Here is a 19,243-nt window from a genome sequence, read left to right as displayed (position 1 = left end):
TCAGTAGAACGCACACAAACGGTGACAATCTATCCAGTTGAGGTTCACAAACAACGCTTTAGTGTCAAAAAGCTTTAAAGATTAGTAGTATCATACCTAAATCATCAGATTAGAAAACTCTCTTCAACCAGGTAATCACCGGATATGAAAAAAATCGCCATTTTTGGTAGCGCATTTAATCCACCCAGCTTAGGTCACAAAAGTGTTATCGAGTCTCTGAGCCACTTCGATCTTGTGCTACTTGAACCCAGCATTGCACATGCATGGGGCAAGGAAATGTTGGATTACCCAACCCGGTGCAAGTTGGTGGATGCATTTATCAAAGATATCGGGCTTTCTAATGTTCAACGCTCGGACGTTGAGCAAGCTTTATACCAACCAGGACAAAATGTGACGACTTATGCGTTATTAGACAAAATTCAAGAAATTCATCCGACAGACGATATAACTTTTGTCATTGGTCCTGACAATTTCTTCAAATTTGCTAAATTTTATAGAGCGCAAGAAATTACCGAGCGCTGGGCCGTTATGGCGTGTCCTGAAAAAATAAAAATTAGAAGTACAGACATTCGTAATGCGTTGTTGGAAGGGAAAGACATCAGCGCTTTTACAACAAAGACAGTCAGTGAATTATTGCTCAACGAAGGCTTATATCGAGAAACTTTATCTGGTAACTGAGAGGTTAACATTTCATGGTCAGAGTCGCTGTATTTAGTGCATGCGCGCTGCTTGTGTTATCGCAAGCCAGTGAAGCATGTAACTATTTTTCTGATCGTTCTGTCGTATTTGCTGATAACACCATGCCTGTTTGTGAAGAGATGTTTGACAGCTTTGGTGTGCTGAGTACCGATACTTTGAATTGGCATATTTCCGAAGTCGTATTGGATGGACCTACGGAAAATTATTGGGAAGAGTGGGCATTCAAGCCGCATGACACGCCGATCCTCACTCAAAATCTAGAAAAGAACTACTTCGGATTGGGCATCTGGATGCCAGACGAGCTCGTAAAAGAAGAAAGTGAGATGACCACTGAAGAGTGGATACGTAACCATGGATTGATGTTTAGTATTGGCTTTGGAGACAAAGGTGATGGTCAACCAAGGATGCGTCTGGATTATCGTTGGCATGAATATTACGATGCCGACTGGATGATGCAAATTGAAGTGCCATTCTGAAATTAAAAAAAGCGCACCTCTGATGATATACGCTTTTTTCGTCTACTTATCTTTATAAAGCGTCGCCAAAGACTAAGAAACAGAGTTGTTCATATTCTTCGCTATTTCCCGCGAAAAGCTCCTCGACAATATCCGTATCCTTTTTCCCAGACAGCTTCATTTTTCTCGCTTCACGAAGCGTCAACACTAAACACAGCTCTCTTGAAATACTTACTTCGCATTCTGGCTTCCACAGATTGATCGCCTTGCTTAATGCTGAGCTGGAGAGTGTAGGACGTACTGTTAGTACTTCGTGCTTAACGACAGCTAGTAAATCCAGTTGAATATCCGAACGTGTTTCTGCTGATGGCAACTTGTACATCAAGGCATTCAGAAGAGCTGAGGGTTTGACAAATCCTGCTTGATGAGAAAAGTTGTCACTCAAACGAACAGAAAAATCACAACGATGCACGCGAGTATTCGGTAAAAAGGTGAGGGAGCTCAAACATCCCTGAGGAATCCAAAAATATTGACCCGGTTCAATGGCATACTCCTGCTTACCCAATTTAATGATCGCTAACCCTTCAACCACAGATAGTAGGCTGTGTTTCAGCGCTTTTTTGCGCGCAGCAACATTAAGAAAAGGGTAATTAGCGTCGTGAAATTCAATTGCGTAGTTCATTATTATTACCAATATTTTTGGGGCGCTAAGCGTAACGCTAAACCTATAGGATTCCAACCGGTTGAAAGAAATTTTTAGCTAAGCAAAATATAGCTTAACTGGTATGACCATGTTAAAAGTATGGGTTGAAATGCTGCGATGCAGCAAAACTATGCGTAAAATGTGCCAGCTTTTTTAGATATGTAATGAACAATGACTGCCAATACAGACCCTTATATTGAAATTCGTCCTTATAATGACGAAGAAATTCCAGCCGCGCTGGATCGTCTTATCCAAGATGATGAATTTATCACTGCGATTCTTGACCACCGTTTTGCGAACAAAGCCGGGTGGTTCAAAACGTTAATGAGCCCAATCGTTCGCATCTACCTGAAAGCGAAATGGACCAAACTTAACTCTGTAGAAGCGATTCAGGGTGAAGTGAAGAAATATCTTGAAGATATGCTGAAAAAGACAACGGATGGCGTCACTTTCTCTGGCTTGGATAAGCTGGATGAGAACACCTCTTACTTGTTCGTATCTAATCACCGCGATATCGCAATGGACCCTGCATTGGTTAACTATGGTTTGCACGAAAGTGACCACCGCACCGTGCGCATTGCCATTGGTGACAATTTGCTTAAGAAGTCATGTACGACAGAACTTATGCGCTTAAACAAGAGCTTTATCGTTAAGCGTTCAGCGAAAGCACCGCGTGAAATGATGAAAGCGCTGGGACAACTGTCCAGCTACATCAAACACTCGCTAGATACCGGCAACTCTATTTGGATTGCACAGAAGGAAGGCCGAGCAAAAGACGGTAATGACTTTACCGATCCTGCGATTCTGAAAATGTTTCATGTAGAAGGCCGTAAGCAAAAAATCAGCTTTGGCGAGTACACTCGTTCATTGAAGATTGTGCCCGTTTCTATCTCTTACGAGAACGATCCTTGCGATATTGCGAAAGCCAAAGAGTTATTTGCGAAAGCGGAAAGCGGTCGTTATGAGAAAGGTGAATTTGAAGACATAGAAAGCATCATTCAAGGTATCGTTGGCTACAAAGGACGAATCCACGTTGCTTTCGGTGATGTGATTGAAGAAGAGTTTGAAACGCCAGAATCTCTGGCTGGGGAAATCGATCGTCAAATTCACAATAACTATAGACTCTACCCGATAAACTTATTGGCGGCAGGTCGTGAAGATGAAGGTATTTCTGACGAAGTGAAACGCCACTTGGCTGATAAGTTAGAGCAACTGCCTGAAGGTGCGCGTCCATTCCTTGTAGCGAGTTATGCGAACCCGGTTAACAACCAAGAGTAATACGTATTTTGGCTATTAAGCCATTTCGCTAATCGATAGGTATCACTGATTCAAAACGCCTCGGGCTCTGTCCCGAGGTTTTTATCTCTTTTTAAGGTGCGACAGCCCCACCTAAGGTCAAATTGCTTGGCCATTTAGTGATCTGATTTCCTCCTAAGAAGATATTTCCTTTTACGGTCATGGTATCGGGAAACTCCTTGAGCGCAGACCCGCCAACATAAAGATTTCCATCCACTACCAATCCTTCAGGAAGTGCGACTAATGGAGTACGGATAACGCTTAAGTCACCACTAACGCGCAGTTTGGCTGGTAGTGCTTTTAGCGGAGTGTCGGTAAGGTTTAAATAGCCACCGAGTTTTACACCTTTCGGCCAACTTTCGATTTGGCTGCCTAGTAGGTTTGCGTAGCCTTTTATCTTGGTTCCGGGTGCGACAACCTTTAGTGCGCTGTTCATCGCTTCTAAACTACCACCGACATCAAGCCCATTGGGCAACTTAGTGATTGGAGTTTGGGAGATGTTCAAGTTTCCCTTAATTGTTAAACCAGATGGTAACTGGGAGTAGGGCTTGTTACGAAGGTCAAGGTTGCCATAGTTATCCATATGGCCGAGTTTGGAATAGTAATCCAGTTCATATGCGATGGAAGGTGTGCTTAATACTACTAACGAAAAAAGCAGAGAAATAATACGCATAGCCATTAATTTACCCAAGAGAACCTGCGAAAAGCATATCTCAAAGAGTCAAAGCGGGCTAGACCTTAGCTCGTTAGGCGATGAGTCGCTTCAAAAAACAGGTTACAGCAAGTGTTTCAGTAACTTAATGACATAGCGAGAATATGAGACTCTGCCAAGAATTTGAAAAGCGTCCCTGTTAGTATCACTAATGCATAGGGGGGAGATATTCATGAAGCTAAAAAGCGTTTCTACTATTACTGTTTGTGCCACTATGGCGTTATTGTCAGGACAAGTTTTCTCGAAGTCATATAGCACGGCAGAAAGCAAAGCTTTAGTAGTGGCGGATGGAAAACTAGGGCAACGACTTTGCTACTACGAGGATAAGGCGTATACAGTAGGTGCGGTCATTAAGGTCGATGATGTATTGATTGAATGCGCTGCTGAAAATGATTTTGAAATGAACGGCTCACTCAAGTGGGTGGTTTTAAATAAAAAATAAAAAGCGAGCTGAATGCTCGCTTTTTATTGAATTAACGCGCTAATGTGCGAGTTTTTAATTCAAAGATAAGTTTTTCTGCACTTACTTCAAACTGGAATCGAGCCGAAACTTCTTTAGACTCTTCGGTGATTTCAGTGACATTATATTCAACGTTAGCGCAAACTGATTTAGCCAACTCAATGTATGCCGCTAATTCAGATTCTAATGCAGCTTTAGAATCTGCGAAAATCGTTACGTCAGCAACTTCGTCGCCTTCTCTGATGACAAAGCCAATTTCGCCCGCACAGCCACACGCTTCACAGACTTGGTTTCCTTCTAATTCGACACTCATAACGAATCCTCTTGTAAAAACTAAGGGTATTTTAGCAGGTATTTGATCTCTATCTACTGAAATGAATGATTTTGCATAAAAAAGCACTTAGCGATAGATTGTTTCTTATTGAATTATGAGGAGGGAACCCCAACCAGACATGCACTTAATGTGATATGTATCAATATTTAAGAGTAATTACCCTAATTAAGAATGCGATTTGTGTTTGGTCAGTTGAACTAGAGAACGATTTATAAGAGTATTTGTGACATGAATAATTCTACATGATTATCATTCTTAACTTCCCGCAAGCTTTGATAGACGGTTTGGTGCAACGTGCTGATGCTATTCACTTTTCGTCCTCTGAAAAATGGTATGTTTTGGCAAAACGGCTATGATAAGTGGGTTATTGCGAAGCATCTTTCCGCTCTAATTGGCGATCTGGGCTTAGGTTGGGAAGTGCTACATGTAAGATTGAGGAAGATTTCATTCTCGCCTCGTTCGGTTGTGAGTTAGATGGATTTAAAAGAGAAGAGCTTAAAATATGCCAAAGCGTAGTAAAGAAGATACCGAAATTACTATCCAAAAGATTATGGATGCCGTGGTTGATCAGCTGCTTAGACTTGGTTATGACAAAATGTCATACACTACGTTGAGCCAGCAGACTGGTGTATCACGTACGGGTATCAGTCATCACTTCCCTAAAAAAACGGATTTTACTGCAGCACTTGATGCACGTATCTTCAAAATGTTTGTCGACCATCTGAAATTCGATAAAGGTTTAGATGCCTTTTCTGAAAGTTGGATGAAAGCGCTAGAAGACACTGAATTCTTAGCCATTTTAAAACTTCTTTTCCATCATATTGTGACGACCGAAAATGCTCATGAGTTTGCAGCTAATGGTATTGATCGTCTGTATAAGATGGTAGATAGCCAATTCGGTGCTGGTGGTGATAAAGAGCTCGAATGGTTAATTGGTCGCTCGCTGATTCAAATGAGCAAGTAACTGATAGAAATACAGAAAAGCCCCGCTATACGAGCGGGGACTTTGTTTTTCGTAACAGAACAAAGTGATACTTGCTGCAAGTGCTTCTTGTTAAGCCGCAGAATGCACTTGAGGAAAGTCTAAACTCGGGTGTTTGGTAACGATAGAGCGATATCCATACACTTGCTCTATACGTTCTGTTGTAAGCGCATCCCAAGGGCTGGCATCACAAACCAATGTTCCGTTGTGCAGGATAACCAGTCGGTCGGCGTATTGGGCGGCTAAGTTCAGATCATGTAATACGATCACAACCGCTGCATTATTCGCTTTAGCTGCCTCGCGGGCTATTCTCAGCGTATTATGCTGGTGGGCAAGATCTAATGCTGAAGTAGGTTCGTCCAACATCAAAATTTTCTTGTCGCCGGACTGGTGTAATTGGGTCAACACTCGAGCAAGGTGCAAACGCTGTTTCTCACCTCCGGATAGTGCTGGGTATAACCTGTCTGCCAGATGCAGCACATCGGTCTGTTCCATGTAATGTAGCGCTAACTCACAGGTTTCTTTGTTAGATAACGAAAGCGGAATCGCACCAAGTTCCACTACTTCACGGGCAAGAAACGGAAAAGTTAACGTACTGTGTTGAGGCAGCATAGCCAGATGCTTGGCGCGTTGCTCCGGTTGCCACTGTTCTTTGCTGGTCTCGAAGTACGTGATGTCGTTAGTCGAAGGTATTTCGCCGCAAAGTAGCTTCAGTAGTGTACTTTTACCTGCGCCGTTTGGTCCTAATAATGCGGTGACCTCACCTGCTCGAATGTCGATACTGATGTCATCAAGCACAATGCGATTGCCGTACTTCATCGAAATATGTCGGCCTGACAAGACAACCTGCTTCATTACAGTATCTTCCCTTTTTGTTGAAACAAAAGATAAATAAAGAACGGTGCGCCCAGTAAAGCCGTTACTATTCCCACTGGTAACTCCGCTGGAGCTGCCAGCCTTCGGGCTAACATGTCTGCGCTAGTCAGAAGTAATGCGCCGAGCAATGCAGAAATAGGCAACAAATTACGGTGATCCGGTCCTGAAAGCATCCGACCAAGATGAGGAATCACAAGGCCAATAAAACCTATTGCGCCGCAGATACTCACAGTCACACCAACGCCCACTGCAGAGAGCAAAATCAACTGTCGTTTTAACTTCTGAACTGGAATACCAAGGTGTCTTGCTTCAGATTCACCCAGCAATAGTGCGTTTAACGCCATCGCCTTTTTATGAAAGAAAAAGATGAGTACCGCCAGAGTAATGGCCGCTAGTCCAATACCAGACCAGTTTGCACCAGCTAGCGATCCCATCGACCATAGTGTCAAATCACGTAGCATTTGATCATCGGCGATGAAATTCATATAACCAATTGCAGCCCCTGAGATTGCACTAATCGCAACACCAGCAAGCAGCATAATGGTGACCGACGTACCGAATTTACCAGTACCAAGCTTATATACGAGGATGGTGGTCAAAGCACCGCCAAGAAAAGCAAATAACGGCAGAGCAGCCAAATTCATTAACTGCGGATTGTTCTGACTAAAATCAGCAAAAACTACAATAGCAAATGCGCCACCTAAAGCGGCACCAGCTGAGACACCAATGATTCCAGGCTCTGCCAGTGGATTTCGAAATAACCCCTGCATGACGACGCCACAAATCGCCAAAATAGCACCAATGAACATGCACAAGATGGTTCTCGGTAGACGAATTTCATTGATGACGACTTGGATGTGGGGAGCTAGTTCTGAATGGTGCCCCGTCAAGCCCCGCAGACTTTCTGCGAAGCTGATGTTCATCGGACCGACGGTAATGGAGGTCATTGCTATAATTGCTAAAAAACCAGACAGTCCGAGTAGGGTAGTTGATAGGGGAATACGTCTTAACAGCATGGAATTTCTCTATGGGTAAAGCAGTCTATTTAGGCGTTTTGCTTCAGAAAGGCTTTTTAGACCCAATCCGCCCACTAAGGCGTGCCCGTCAATCGTTATTATGTTTTTGTTCATACCTGCCGGTGTTGCTGCGAGTAGTGGCATCGCTTTTAAGATAGCGTCAGCGCCACCCATGTTTTCGTAACTTCGGCCACTTACCAAAATGACGTCAGGTTGCATTTCAACTATCGCTTCTGTTGATAACGGTTTGTAAGAGGAAAGCTTTTCTGCCACTGGGTTTTTCCCACCTGCCAGCTTGATGATGGCATCAGGAGTTGTATCTAACCCCGCCACGTTGGCTGGGCGACCTTCAAGAATCAGCAGAAACAACACCTTCTTTTTGTCTTTATTTGCTGGCTGATTACTTTCTAATAACGCCATTTGTTCTGAGACTTCTTTTTTAAGAGCAGCAGCTTGTGATTTGCGTTTCATGATGCCGGCTACTTCTTCGATACGTTGATAGAGGCCTTCGATGGTGGGTTCCGTATTGACGACTTCTACCTCAATTCCTGCTGATTTTAACTGATTTAACGTTGTCTCTGGCCCCATTTCATCTGAACCGATCAGTGTGGTCGGGTTTAGTGAGAGTAATCCTTCTGCCGAAAGTTGGCGGTGGTAACCAACGGTTGGAAGAGTCATACCGTGAGGTAAATCGCTGGTTACATCAACGGCAACCAGACTCTCTTTTGCATCTAATGCTATCAATAACTCAGTAACGGCACTTCCTGCGCTAACAATGTGTTTTGAAGGGGCTTCATTGGCAAAGAGGTTCGAACTTGCTAATAGCGTTACAGCAGCAGTAAGTACAGTTCGAGTTGGTGACAAAGTTTTCTTCATTAAAATAATCTCTATCTTATGTTTTTGTTATCGCGACTCTTCAGTAATGAGCTGGGTCGCGTGAATTCCGTTTTCCTGTAAAAAGCCGAGAAGCTGAACGAGTGACTGAATGTCCGCAGTCTTTTCAGCACCAATTACGATAGGTTTGTCGGTTGATTTGCTCTCTTCGAGTAATGCGAGCGTAAAGTTATTCCAATCAATATAGGTTTGGCTGTTGATAGCCCAATACGGCGCTTCCTTGAGGATATTGACCGTGATGGACTGTTGGTCGATATTCGACACGGCTTGTGAATCAGAGCTTGGTAAATTGACATCCAGCGAATCAAGCTTGACTGCTGTGGTCAGCATGAGAAACACCATTACGATAAAAATGATGTCTAACAATGGCGTTAGGTCTGGGGTAAGGCCGTGATGACGACTGTCTTGATTAGCTTTTATCATGGCGTGCTCACCTCAATTGAGCGCGATGCTATAGAGGTTACTTTGGCGTTGTCCGCAGAGACATGTTGCAGAGAAATGCCTTCCAGCCACAAGTTAACGTAGTTCAGTGTATGTTCGAGTTTTGCGATGACTCTGTCCGCCCATAAGCCTATAAGCTGAGCACCTGAAATGGCCGGAAGTGCAATAATCAAACCTGCAGCAGTAGTACGCATGGCTAAACCAAGTCCATCTGCCAGATCATTCGGGGTAATGTTTCCTGTGGATATAGCAATGCTGTTGAACATATCGATGAGACCTAAAACGGTGCCCAGCAAGCCAATCAATGGGCTGATCACGCCAATGAGCGTAAGTAGACGAAGCCCTGAATGTAGTTGATGACGCTTTTCTTGCAGCCAAATATTCGCGGCGTCTTCACGCAGAGATTTAGAAAAAGAGTGGTGTGCCAACAGCATAGAGACACCACGGTATAAAAGCGGACGCTTGTCAGAGAGTTTTTCTGCAAGAGCTTTGATCTCTTTGCGATTGGTTGGTTCAAGGCCAGTTAATTGTTGTCGAATTGCTGCTTTACCGACCCCAAAGCTAATAAATATCTGGAATAGTCTTTCGGCGATGATCATTACTGTCAGGGTAGAGCAAGTGATCAAAGGCCATGTCATAAGACCAAATTGAGATTGTAATTGTTGTAACTGTTCCATTATCCATCCAACTTAAAACGAACTGGGATTTGTACTCGGTGGGCGACTTTTAGACCGCCAGAAATATGTGGTGAAAATTGCCATTGTTTGATGGCACTAAGTGCTGAGTTATCAAGCATGTCAGCACCAGAAGATTCTATAAGTACTTGTTTTAGCTGATTGCCATTTTCATCTAACCAAATTTCATAAACTGCCACGCCTTCGATTCCTCGTGTTCGAGCTGAGCGGGGGTAGCGTGGTTGGATTGGCTGTGAGACAAATGTCGGCTTTTCTAGCAACACTGGCTGAGAACTCACGCCTTTTGATTGTTCTGTCGGTGATGATTTGGGTTGAGAATCCTCTTTCTTGGTTAATTTCTCTTTTTCTTTGGTCGGTTTGGGTTCTTTATTTACAACCGCCTCTGGTTGCTGAGTCGCGTTAGTTTTTTTGATCGGTTCCGGCTTGCTTTCAGTGGGTTTTTTCTTGAGCGCATCCTTTTTAACGATTGGTTTTTCAACCGCCTTTTTTACTGGTTCAGGCACTGGTTTCGACTCGAACTGCTTTTTAATTTCTGGCTCTGACTGTTGAACTATCTCTTTGGCGGCGGGCTCTGCTGAAAGTAACTTTGGTGCTGCCACGAGGTTCAGAGTTACTGAACTTGCTTTATTTCCTGCTGGCATCGCGAACACTTTCGTCTCTTGAGAGACAAAAAGAAGTACGGCATGAATGACGAGTGAAGCGCCTCCTGCTATTACATATCTTTGTAGGTCCACGGGTAAATCTCAGCATGATTGTGAAAATGTGAGCAGATTATTAACCATGTTACAAATAAGATCAATTATCAATTGCATTATCATTTGATGTGGAATTATCATCCTTGCAGTTTTTTGGATAACGTCTATTCGTTGTTTTGTAGGTGGGAAGTGAGATTAAATGATTGTCGATATTTATAAGTTGACGAATCAGACATCGACCTCGGATATGAAGGACACAATGCAAAAAGTATCCAATAATTAAAAAGGTAAAATAATGGAATCCATTAAGAAACAGGTTGAATCTCTGATAGAACAAGAACCTCAACTACTACCGTTAGCAATAGCGGAAAAGTTGGGTGTATCAGAGTTTGAAGTGGTCGCTGCTCTTCCACAGAACATGGTGGCGATTGCACCGGGTGAACACGCTCAAACCATTCTGGAATACCTGGCTGGTTTTGGCCCTGTAACGACTATTGTTCATTCGTTCGGTTCTATCTTTGAGGTAAAAGCGCCATTTCCGAAAGGAAAAGTTGCTCGAGGCTATTACAACCTAATGGGTAGAGAGGGTGAGCTGCATGGACACTTGAAGCTTGAGAACATCAAGCATGTCGCGTTAGTCAGCAAGCCATTTATGGGACGGGAAAGCCACTATTTTGGTTTCTTCTCAGAATGCGGCAGCAATATCTTCAAGGTGTACTTGGGTCGTAATAAGCAGCGTGAGCTTATCGAAGAGCAAGTTGCCGCTTTTCGAGCAATGCAAGCTGAGCTTAACAAGTAATGTGAATACACCTTTGTAAGTCTCCATCTTTAAGGTGAACTCCCTTAAAAGTGGTGGTTTAGCGAAACATAACCGATTTTAAGTCGGGATAAGAATATAAAGAAGTCAGGAATAAAAAATGGATCAACAGGTTAAACAAGAACGTCTTCAAGGTCGTCTGGAACCAGAAATCAAAGAGTTTCGTCAGGGGCGTCGAACACTGCAGCTTGCGACGGTCGATGGTGCAGGCAGACCTAATGTGAGTTACGCTCCTTTTGTACAAAACCAGGAAGGTTACTTTGTCCTTATCTCACAGATAGCGCGTCACGCGCGTAATCTTTTAGAAAACCCAAATGTGTCGCTGATGATGATTGAAGATGAAGATACGTCTAAACAGCTATTCGCGCGTAAGCGTCTGACATTTGATGCGGTTGCGACGGTTGTTGAACGCGACACACAGCTATGGGAACAAGTTGTTACTCAGATGAAAGATCGTTTCGGTGAGATCATTGACGGCTTGAGCCAACTAGAAGATTTTGTCCTGTTTAATCTAAAAGCGGAACAAGGTCTTTTCGTCAAAGGGTTTGGACAGGCATACCAAGTTTCTGGGGATGATCTTGTTGATTTTGTTCACCTTCAGGAAGGTCACAAAAAAATCGAAAGCGCTTAAAGATACGTTTATAACGTTCTACGCTAATTTATTAATAAATCTGGGAGTTCAGTTATACTGGCTCCCTTTTTTCATATTGGAAAAACAGCATGAAGCCAGTAAGCAAGGAACTGAGCGAGATTTGTTACCCCTTTATCTACGAAGATAGCCCTGTATGTGATTTCGAGATCACCGCCGACGAGCTCTGTAGTCGAATAGGCTTGGTATTAGCTCTGGAGTTGGATGAGTTCAGCCGCGATATTCTTACCCGAATGCAGCCTAACGTTTATCACTTAAATGGCTCGGTTCGAGGTAAGTTAGCGATCTCTGAGTCAGAGGTGGAGGAACTGAAAGCGGATTATGAAGCTATAAAAGCTCGGATTGATGGAGGCTTTAAAGGTTTCGTTCTGCCTGGTGGCCCGGTATCGAGTCAACTGCATTTATGTCGTTGTCTGGCTAAGAAAACAGTACGAGCTCTGGTCCTTGTCGAGCACTCAGGCAAAAAGCAGCCAGATTCAATACTCTTTCGCTATGCTAACTTGTTGGCTAATACGCTCTATAGCTTGGCATCTTACATCAATCATATTAATGACGTTAAAGAGACAGAATTTGTCTCACGCAGCTATAAGATGCCCGGTAATCAGTAATCTTCAGGCTTAATGATTATTATGAAGCCATCGCTTTTGCTTCAAGCTCTTTTGCACCACGCAGCATGGCTTCAATTAACTCGCCAGCATTGAACTTTTCAAGAGCTTCATGAGCACCGACTTGGTGTGCTCGGTCGAGACAGATTTCACTTGAAAGAGAAGTGTGCAGAATTCGGTAAGATTGGTTTAGCGCGGAATCGTTTTGTACTTCAAATGCCAATTCATAACCGTCTAGACCGGGCATTTCAATATCACTCACCAATAGATCAACAGGGCGATGTTCTTCCGCTTCCTTTTTCATCAATTGCAATGCGTCAGAGCCATTTTTACAAATTTGGTAAGGAATGTTAATGCTATCTAACGCATCGCTAAGCTGTTTACGAGCAATCGATGAGTCATCGACCAACAAAATGCTCAACGCTTTGAGACGCTCACGCTCCAGATCGGTAAGCATTGGAATTTTTGAGTTCTCATACTGCGGGTAGATCTTTGATAGCAGCAATTCTACATCCAGCATTTGAACCATCTTATCTTCATAGCGGAAAATGCCAGTTACGAAAATGTTTTTACCAGCGCTCACTGGTGGTGATTCTATGGTTTTCCAGTCGCAGTCAATGATCTTTTCAATACTGCGCACCATAAAGGCAACAACGGTTCGTAAGCAGTCCGTCACGATCAGATAACAGTTCTGATACTCTTCTTTGCTAATTGGACGGAATCCCACGGCGGCGGACATATCAATAACTGGTACGGTTAAATCACGAATTGTAACGGTGCCAATGACATGATGATGCGAGTAAGGGATCTTGGTTGTTGGCATATAAGGAACTATTTCACGGACTTTCAGTGTACCTATCGCGAAGTGTTGTTGCAGGGTGAGTTTAAATACCAACATGCCCTGAGATTGATTCGCTTTACTAACGACTTTTGCCATGAAATAACCTTATGAATATCACTTGTTTGCGTCTAATCTAATCGTATAAACCGATGGCTTCAACTGACTTAGACTTAAAAGTGAACTTTTTAGACAATCTATTTATTTTTAGGGAGTTAGGATGCTTATGGTTGCTTAAACCTTGCACTATTTTCGTAAGGGTACAGTGTAAACAGGTTCTCCTGCCATAAGCGTGTCGAGAGAAATGTTTGGCGTCCTAGGACGTATTCGGTACACTTGCGCCACCAGAATAGTGAGAGATAGACAAATGGCAAATACAGCAGCCGCATTACACATTCTTGTGAAACATAAAGAGCAAGCAGAAGATATCATCGAGCAACTTAAAAAAGGGGCTAAGTTTCAGACACTGGCAAAGAAATACTCTACTTGTCCGTCTGGCAAACGTGGCGGTGACCTTGGCGAGTTTCGTCGTGGTCAGATGGTGCCACAGTTCGACAAAGTTTGTTTTTCAGGTGAAGTTCTGACCCCGCACTTAGTTAAGACGAAATTTGGCTGGCATGTGGTAAAAGTTCTTTACCGAACGTAGAAACGATTCTGTTTAAGGCACTATAAGCAACGACTTTAGTGCCTTAATCATATATTCACGGCCTCAAAACATGATCTAAATTATCTACTAGGGCTAGCGGACTTACTTAATCTCTTGTTGAACCACTCTGTTTAAGCTTCAACAATCCTCTGTCTCTCTCCCCCAATCTCTTTAATAAAAGGTCACTATTTCGACTGGCTCTACATACGTTTGAACTACACTTTATGAGGTTCAAAATACTAGCCATTGAGTTGTTACTGAAAGACTCAATTAGAATTTGAGTACCAAAAAACAGAGAAGGAGATAGATTGTATGGCAACTTATAAAGTTGGCTACTTCGTCGGTAGCTTATCTTCCAACTCAATCAACCGATTACTCGCAAAAGCGTTGTCTCGCCTTGCACCGCCTGAGCTTGAGTTGATTGAAATTCCCATAAAAGATTTGCCTCTATACAGCCCTGATTATGATGAAGATTTCCCTCCAGTTGCACGCGCATTTAAGCAGGCGATAGCCGAAATGGATGGCATACTCTTTGTGACTCCGGAGTATAACCGTTCAATACCGGGCGGGCTGAAAAATGCCATCGACTGGGCGAGTCGTCCGTGGGGACAGAACTCGTTTACCGCTAAACCGTCAGGCGTGATCGGAACGTCACCGGGTTCTATCGGAACCGCTTTGGCGCAGCAAAGCCTACGTGGCGTGTTATGTTTCTGTAACTCCCCACTGATGAATACCGTTGAGGCGTATGTACAGTTTAAACCGGGACTCATAACTGAAGATGGCTTAGTCACCGACGAGGGTACTGCCCAGTTCTTAAGCAACTACATGACTGAGTTACACGCTTTTATTGTGCGAGTGCTCACTGTACTGCCACGTACCCCACCAAAAGCAGAATAAGTACATTTTCAGTGGCAGCTCTAGATATGAATGAGCTGCCATTTTTCATTTGGAAAAGTTATTTAGGATTTACATGGGGGTTAAAATAATCTTGCCGTGTAAAGTCGAAGATTTAGCTTCAATAATATCGATAGCAGTGTGAACTGCATCTAATGGAAGATATCGGTCTACATCTAGCTGTATTTTATTGCGGATGAAGTGGTTCAACATAATAGTAAATTTTTCGCGCCGAACATCCTTACCAACCTTGTTTTCCCAGTAACGTAAGAAAAAAGTGCTGAAGTCGATATTGTAAGTTTTCGCGTATTCGAAAAAGCGAGGCTCATATAATTCCATTGAAAGAGTGCCATAGTTGATAAATCGCGCGTTATCACCAAGGACTTGGATGAGCGTTGTGCCAGCTTTTCCACCTATAGCATCAAATGCGACATTAGGTTTAGGTAATCCAAGATTATGAATTTGATAGATTAAATCATCTTTTGCATTTAACACTTGGATTGAATCATACCGATAATTTTCAGGTTGTGATGTGACGACAAGAAGTGTGTATCCAAGTGATAAAGATAGCTGGGCAAATATTTTACCAATGGCTGAATTGCCAGCATTGATGATGAGAACGTCATCGTTCGTCAACTTTGTTATCTCGGTGGTCATAACCCAAGCCGTTAACGAATTAATATACAATTGACAAGCGTAACCATTTTCTAAGGTATCAGGAATATGGAAAAGGTTATCAGGTGATACATCAATGTACTTCTGCCATGTACCTTTTGTTGCAACGACGACTTTTTGTCCCACGGAAAAATCATCGTGATTGGACTCTATAACTTGTCCAACAGCCTCAAATCCGGGGATTCTGGGAGGCTTATGACTATGACGATACTGACCAATTCCATGAATAGACAATAGATCGCTTGGATTAATATTGGTTGCTGCAATTTGGACACGGATTTTGTCGTTTTCAAGCGAGTCTAAAGGTACATTTTCTAACATCAATGTCTCTTTCGGATTTCCGAAATAAAGTTGCTTGACTCGTGTGTTTATCATGGTCATCTCAAAGCTACTTGATTGTGTAAATACAGCAGAATACCTAGGTGACCTGCTCTAGGCTGGCATTGTTAACCATAGATAATCTGAATGTCCACAGTCTTCTCAAAAGGGTTAGATGCTTTTACTGCATTGGACTATGGTTATAACTCCACTAAAAAGGAGTTCAGCTATGTCATATGTCGATGGCTTTGTTGCTGCTGTACCAACAGTAAACAAAGAAAAATATATTGAACACGCAGAAATAGCAGCGGGAATGTTCATAGAATTCGGGGCATTAAAGGTAGTCGAAACTTGGGGAAGTGATGTTCCTGACGGTAAAATAACGTCGTTCCCAATGGCGGTAAAAGCGGAGAATAATGAGACCGTCGTGTTCTCATGGGTTATCTGGCCATCTAAAGAAGTCCGAGATGCTGGCTGGCGGCGAGTGATGGAAGATTCGCGAATGAGTCCAGACAATAACCCAATGCCGTTTGATGGTAAGCGACTTATCTATGGTGGTTTTGATGTCATTTTAGAAAAATAATCAGTAAATGCATGAAAGTGTAAAAACTCAAAAGTATTTTTCTATTCTAATATTCCCGCGTTAGGGACGCATCTCTAACGCGTTTCTAGCTATCTTTTCAATACTGAACGTTAACTGTAAATCTCTTCAATGTACTAAATGGCTAACGCAAGATGCTCGAAAGATATCTATGGTTTGGTTTTAAAGTAGATAGAGAAAGATTGCCTATAGGTTCGTAAGTATAGTTTGGCTCCGTTCAAAATGTGTAATGTAAGTAGTCAAATTGAGTCATAACACATGGTGTTAGCGGATGATCAAGGTCACCGTGTAGAGTTTTTTACTACCTAAACAAGCTTCATATGGAATCGAAATTTAATATGCATCGCATTTATTAAATTTTGGTTCTCGACAGCATCATCCACGTCCCAAATACTTCTCTCAGCAAGCATTATCCGCACAGCGTATCACTCGCTGTCTAAGACGATATGGAGTAAGTGTTTAGTCAGAGTTGTTCTTATCTTATTTACTTTGAATCATCTTTGTTATCATCCAAACCAGACAACTTATTGGGTCAACCTTAAATCAATTTTTGCCTAAGTACGTATTGAACTCACTCAGCTATTTGGGGGTGAGAGTATTGCTGGTATCTGGGCAGTTGCTCTCTTAATTTGGTAAATGTTGTTCGGGCACTCTGTTTAGAGAGATTGTTTACTAACCAATTTGGCAGTACTCCACCTGGGTCAGCAAATGCCTTGTACTCAATAAACGTAGTGCCATTGGTAAGTTTCTGTAATTTCCACATGACATCAACGGAGTGAATACGAATATAGCCGCTTTGCTCTGCAAGCGTTGATTCTGGCGCGTCTTGGATTTTTAATGTGAATCCTAGCTCATCAAGCCAATACTTAGAATACGTAACCATGTCTCGATTTTTTGCCGGCCATGGAGCGGAAAATTGCGTATAGACGATGTTTTCAGTGGCTGAAATTTGTTGTAGAACTCGACTGTGGCTGGCGTTATCAACCCAATTAGGAATATTGTCACTGTCTTCCAGCAGCGTTAAAAATGCGCCGTAAGTGGTTGGAGTGAACATCTGAGCGCGAATCTCAACCAAGCCTTTTTTATGCTCATGCGTGTAAATGGTTATTCCGTCATCATTGTTTTCAAACTGCCAGTAGTTGCCCACTACCGCGCTCGCCGTACATGACATTAACACGGACATAATAAGTACGCTAACTCGTAAATTTGTCATGATTCCCTTACTCGTAAAACTGTCTTGATATCAAGCTTATACAATTTGATCTTCTATATACAACAAAGTACGGACTAATATTAAATGAGACCGTCGATCGCTTAGAAACATCCATCTTAGAGAACAACGATCAGCGATTAGGTTACCTTGCTGTAATTTCATAGCGTTGGTGAGAAAATTTCTCACGGAATGGCTGCTATGCCACTCGATAAAGACGATTATGCCTTGTTGGAGCTATTGCAAAAAAATAGTTAGATTTCCCTTCGCGAGTGAAAGTGAGCTGCGATGTTCTATAAAGCGAATGATCGGTTAGTATGTGACGACTACCGTCGAAAGCAATTTTTGGTTTAGGGTAGTTCAAACTTTGTTGGCCTGACTTTTAAAAATGCAAAACCAGCCAAAGTAATCTTTAGCTGGTTAAGAACAAACGAAATCCTTCGGAAAATTTCGCTAAATGCGCTGCGTTACATTATTAAAATCTGAGCTATCTTTGGCGTGTTTATCGAGTTTACCACTCAAGCTAGTGAGAGCTAGAGCGATAGCTACGATAACAGCTCCTATCCATGGTGTATTCATTAGGCCAGCTTTCGCAACGATCATACCGCCTCCCCAAGAGCCTAGTGCTATACCGACGTTAAATGCAGCAATGTTCAGACCTGAAGCGACATCTATGGCGTCAGGTGTGTGCTTTTCTGCCAGTTGCACTACATAAACTTGTAAGCCAGGAACATTACCGAACGCAAACGCTCCCCAAACTAAAATGGTGGCAACAGCAGCTACAGGGTTGACTGCAGAAAAGTTAAATACAAGCAGAACAGTAGCAAGAGCAGAAAAGATAACTTTGAGTGCTTTAATCGGCCCCATTTTATCAGCCATTTTTCCACCCCAAATGTTGCCCACCGCGACAGAAACGCCGTACACCAACATGATCAAGCTAATCGCACTTGAATCAAATCCCGATACCTCTTCCAAAATCGGGGCTAAAAAAGTAAAGGCAGTAAATGTGCCGCCATAGCCCAAAGCAGTGATTGCGTAGACCAGTAGCAAGCGAGGTTGCGTCAATACTTTTAGTTGTGACGTCAACTTAGTCACAGGAGGTTGCTTGAGGTTACTTGGCACCAAAAACGCGCTTCCGATTAAAGCAACCAAACCAAGAACCGCTACTATCAAGAACGTCGCCTGCCAACCAAAAGATTGCCCGATGTAAGTACCTAGCGGCACCCCTGTTACCAGCGCGACTGTTAAGCCTGTAAACATGATCGCGATGGCACTAGCTGCTTTTTCTTTTGAAACCAGTCCTGTAGCAATTGTAGAACCGATTGAAAAGAATACACCATGTGCTAGTCCAGTAAGAATGCGCGCTAAAATCAGAGTGTTGTAACCCGGAGCTTGCCATGCCAATACATTACCCGCCACAAATAGCGACATGACGGCAAGTAAAACACTTTTTCGATTCCAATTGCCTGTTAGGGCTGTCAATACTGGTGCGCCAACCGCAACACCAAGAGCATATAGGCTCACTAAGAGTCCTGCAGAGGGCAGGGATACCTGTAAGTCTAAGGCCATGGTTGGAATAAGCCCTACAATAACGAATTCCGTTGTTCCAATAGCAAAGGCGCTGAGCGTCAATGCAAGAAGTGCTAAAGGCATAATCTCTCTTCCTATTAATTGAGTCATATTTTGTTGTTCTTTCGAGAGCTGGATTATGCGTAAATCATTAATTGTGAAA

General features: G+C 42.8%; 24 protein-coding genes. 11 read left to right on the top strand and 13 right to left on the bottom strand.

The features are described from left to right. Nucleotides 1-144: 144 nt before the first annotated feature. Both WJM94_RS07575 and WJM94_RS07570 read left to right on the top strand, forming a co-directional pair. Nucleotides 145-678 carry a nicotinate-nicotinamide nucleotide adenylyltransferase gene (locus tag WJM94_RS07575; protein WP_444493639.1) on the top strand — a complete coding sequence of 178 codons (534 nt, stop codon included), beginning with the start codon at nucleotides 145-147 and terminating at the stop codon, nucleotides 676-678. A gap of 14 nt (nucleotides 679-692) precedes the next feature. Then, on the top strand, nucleotides 693-1,175 hold the full coding sequence (locus tag WJM94_RS07570; protein WP_444493638.1) for a hypothetical protein: 483 nt from the start codon (nucleotides 693-695) through the stop codon (nucleotides 1,173-1,175). A gap of 52 nt (nucleotides 1,176-1,227) precedes the next feature. On the opposite strand, the gene WJM94_RS07565 is transcribed toward WJM94_RS07570, so the two are convergent. After that, nucleotides 1,228-1,836, bottom strand: a complete 609-nt coding sequence (locus WJM94_RS07565) for an AraC family transcriptional regulator (RefSeq protein ID WP_444493637.1) — start codon at nucleotides 1,834-1,836, stop codon at nucleotides 1,228-1,230. A gap of 192 nt (nucleotides 1,837-2,028) precedes the next feature. Between WJM94_RS07565 and WJM94_RS07560 the strand changes: the two genes are divergently transcribed. Then, nucleotides 2,029-3,135: a 1-acyl-sn-glycerol-3-phosphate acyltransferase gene (locus WJM94_RS07560; protein ID WP_444493636.1), complete on the top strand. Its 1,107-nt coding sequence runs from the start codon at nucleotides 2,029-2,031 to the stop codon at nucleotides 3,133-3,135. A gap of 91 nt (nucleotides 3,136-3,226) precedes the next feature. On the opposite strand, the gene WJM94_RS07555 is transcribed toward WJM94_RS07560, so the two are convergent. Next, nucleotides 3,227-3,826, bottom strand: coding sequence for a hypothetical protein (locus WJM94_RS07555; protein WP_444493909.1), 600 nt, complete (start codon nucleotides 3,824-3,826; stop codon nucleotides 3,227-3,229). A gap of 211 nt (nucleotides 3,827-4,037) precedes the next feature. Between WJM94_RS07555 and WJM94_RS07550 the strand changes: the two genes are divergently transcribed. Then, on the top strand, nucleotides 4,038-4,307 hold the full coding sequence (locus tag WJM94_RS07550; RefSeq protein ID WP_444493635.1) for a YnjH family protein: 270 nt from the start codon (nucleotides 4,038-4,040) through the stop codon (nucleotides 4,305-4,307). 31 nt (nucleotides 4,308-4,338) lie between these two features. Here the strand turns inward: WJM94_RS07550 and WJM94_RS07545 are convergent, their stop codons facing one another. Next, nucleotides 4,339-4,638 carry a YfcZ/YiiS family protein gene (locus tag WJM94_RS07545; RefSeq protein WP_444493634.1) on the bottom strand — a complete coding sequence of 100 codons (300 nt, stop codon included), beginning with the start codon at nucleotides 4,636-4,638 and terminating at the stop codon, nucleotides 4,339-4,341. Nucleotides 4,639-5,161: 523 nt separating this feature from the next. On the opposite strand from WJM94_RS07545, the gene WJM94_RS07540 reads away from it, so the two are divergent. Further along, the gene (locus WJM94_RS07540) at nucleotides 5,162-5,623 is read left to right on the top strand and encodes a TetR/AcrR family transcriptional regulator (protein ID WP_444493633.1); all 462 of its coding nucleotides are present in this window, start codon (nucleotides 5,162-5,164) and stop codon (nucleotides 5,621-5,623) included. Between the two features lie 90 nt (nucleotides 5,624-5,713). Here the strand turns inward: WJM94_RS07540 and WJM94_RS07535 are convergent, their stop codons facing one another. Genes WJM94_RS07535 through WJM94_RS07510 form a run of 6 tightly spaced genes read right to left on the bottom strand, consistent with a single transcriptional unit; the run spans nucleotide 5,714 to nucleotide 10,297 of the window. Then, nucleotides 5,714-6,496, bottom strand: coding sequence for a heme ABC transporter ATP-binding protein (locus tag WJM94_RS07535; protein WP_444493632.1), 783 nt, complete (start codon nucleotides 6,494-6,496; stop codon nucleotides 5,714-5,716). Next, nucleotides 6,496-7,533, bottom strand: coding sequence for a FecCD family ABC transporter permease (locus WJM94_RS07530; protein ID WP_444493631.1), 1,038 nt, complete (start codon nucleotides 7,531-7,533; stop codon nucleotides 6,496-6,498). The genes WJM94_RS07535 and WJM94_RS07530 overlap by 1 nt, the downstream gene beginning before the upstream one ends. Before the next feature lie 9 nt (nucleotides 7,534-7,542). Beyond that, on the bottom strand, nucleotides 7,543-8,409 hold the full coding sequence (locus WJM94_RS07525; RefSeq protein ID WP_444493630.1) for a heme/hemin ABC transporter substrate-binding protein: 867 nt from the start codon (nucleotides 8,407-8,409) through the stop codon (nucleotides 7,543-7,545). A gap of 27 nt (nucleotides 8,410-8,436) precedes the next feature. Beyond that, complete coding sequence (locus tag WJM94_RS07520) at nucleotides 8,437-8,850, bottom strand: ExbD/TolR family protein (protein ID WP_444493629.1); 414 nt, start codon at nucleotides 8,848-8,850, stop codon at nucleotides 8,437-8,439. Beyond that, the gene (locus WJM94_RS07515; RefSeq protein ID WP_444493628.1) at nucleotides 8,847-9,545 is read right to left on the bottom strand and encodes a MotA/TolQ/ExbB proton channel family protein; all 699 of its coding nucleotides are present in this window, start codon (nucleotides 9,543-9,545) and stop codon (nucleotides 8,847-8,849) included. Before WJM94_RS07515 ends, WJM94_RS07520 begins: the two co-directional genes overlap by 4 nt. Next, entirely contained in the window at nucleotides 9,545-10,297 is a 753-nt protein-coding gene (locus WJM94_RS07510) for a TonB family protein (RefSeq protein WP_444493627.1), read from the bottom strand. Before WJM94_RS07510 ends, WJM94_RS07515 begins: the two co-directional genes overlap by 1 nt. A gap of 256 nt (nucleotides 10,298-10,553) precedes the next feature. On the opposite strand from WJM94_RS07510, the gene hutX reads away from it, so the two are divergent. The 3 genes from hutX (at nucleotide 10,554) to WJM94_RS07495 (ending at nucleotide 12,332) form a co-directional block, all read left to right on the top strand. Continuing rightward, nucleotides 10,554-11,057 carry a heme utilization cystosolic carrier protein HutX gene (gene hutX / locus WJM94_RS07505; protein ID WP_444493626.1) on the top strand — a complete coding sequence of 168 codons (504 nt, stop codon included), beginning with the start codon at nucleotides 10,554-10,556 and terminating at the stop codon, nucleotides 11,055-11,057. Nucleotides 11,058-11,175: 118 nt separating this feature from the next. Further along, the gene (gene hutZ / locus WJM94_RS07500; RefSeq protein WP_444493625.1) at nucleotides 11,176-11,706 is read left to right on the top strand and encodes a heme utilization protein HutZ; all 531 of its coding nucleotides are present in this window, start codon (nucleotides 11,176-11,178) and stop codon (nucleotides 11,704-11,706) included. Nucleotides 11,707-11,795: 89 nt separating this feature from the next. Continuing rightward, complete coding sequence (locus WJM94_RS07495) at nucleotides 11,796-12,332, top strand: ATP:cob(I)alamin adenosyltransferase (RefSeq protein WP_444493624.1); 537 nt, start codon at nucleotides 11,796-11,798, stop codon at nucleotides 12,330-12,332. Nucleotides 12,333-12,351: 19 nt separating this feature from the next. Here the strand turns inward: WJM94_RS07495 and WJM94_RS07490 are convergent, their stop codons facing one another. After that, nucleotides 12,352-13,266 carry a chemotaxis protein gene (locus WJM94_RS07490; protein ID WP_444493623.1) on the bottom strand — a complete coding sequence of 305 codons (915 nt, stop codon included), beginning with the start codon at nucleotides 13,264-13,266 and terminating at the stop codon, nucleotides 12,352-12,354. Between the two features lie 205 nt (nucleotides 13,267-13,471). On the opposite strand from WJM94_RS07490, the gene ppiC reads away from it, so the two are divergent. Then, a complete protein-coding gene (gene ppiC, locus WJM94_RS07485) occupies nucleotides 13,472-13,813 on the top strand; it encodes a peptidylprolyl isomerase PpiC (protein ID WP_444493622.1) in 342 nt (113 codons plus the stop codon). A 312-nt stretch (nucleotides 13,814-14,125) separates the two neighbouring features. Continuing rightward, nucleotides 14,126-14,710, top strand: coding sequence for an NADPH-dependent FMN reductase (locus tag WJM94_RS07480; RefSeq protein WP_444493621.1), 585 nt, complete (start codon nucleotides 14,126-14,128; stop codon nucleotides 14,708-14,710). 69 nt (nucleotides 14,711-14,779) lie between these two features. On the opposite strand, the gene WJM94_RS07475 is transcribed toward WJM94_RS07480, so the two are convergent. Beyond that, the gene (locus tag WJM94_RS07475) at nucleotides 14,780-15,763 is read right to left on the bottom strand and encodes a zinc-dependent alcohol dehydrogenase family protein (protein WP_444493620.1); all 984 of its coding nucleotides are present in this window, start codon (nucleotides 15,761-15,763) and stop codon (nucleotides 14,780-14,782) included. 166 nt (nucleotides 15,764-15,929) lie between these two features. Between WJM94_RS07475 and WJM94_RS07470 the strand changes: the two genes are divergently transcribed. Continuing rightward, on the top strand, nucleotides 15,930-16,283 hold the full coding sequence (locus WJM94_RS07470) for a DUF1428 domain-containing protein (protein ID WP_444493619.1): 354 nt from the start codon (nucleotides 15,930-15,932) through the stop codon (nucleotides 16,281-16,283). A gap of 589 nt (nucleotides 16,284-16,872) precedes the next feature. On the opposite strand, the gene WJM94_RS07465 is transcribed toward WJM94_RS07470, so the two are convergent. Both WJM94_RS07465 and WJM94_RS07460 read right to left on the bottom strand, forming a co-directional pair. Beyond that, the gene (locus WJM94_RS07465; protein WP_444493908.1) at nucleotides 16,873-17,484 is read right to left on the bottom strand and encodes an START domain-containing protein; all 612 of its coding nucleotides are present in this window, start codon (nucleotides 17,482-17,484) and stop codon (nucleotides 16,873-16,875) included. 480 nt (nucleotides 17,485-17,964) lie between these two features. After that, on the bottom strand, nucleotides 17,965-19,164 hold the full coding sequence (locus WJM94_RS07460) for an MFS transporter (RefSeq protein WP_444493618.1): 1,200 nt from the start codon (nucleotides 19,162-19,164) through the stop codon (nucleotides 17,965-17,967). Nucleotides 19,165-19,243: the final 79 nt, after the last annotated feature.

The organism is Vibrio sp. YIC-376, assembly GCF_052353105.1.
Lineage (GTDB): Bacteria > Pseudomonadota > Gammaproteobacteria > Enterobacterales > Vibrionaceae > Vibrio.
Note: the sequence above shows the minus strand (reverse complement) of the source record. Positions and strands in the feature narration are given on the sequence as shown.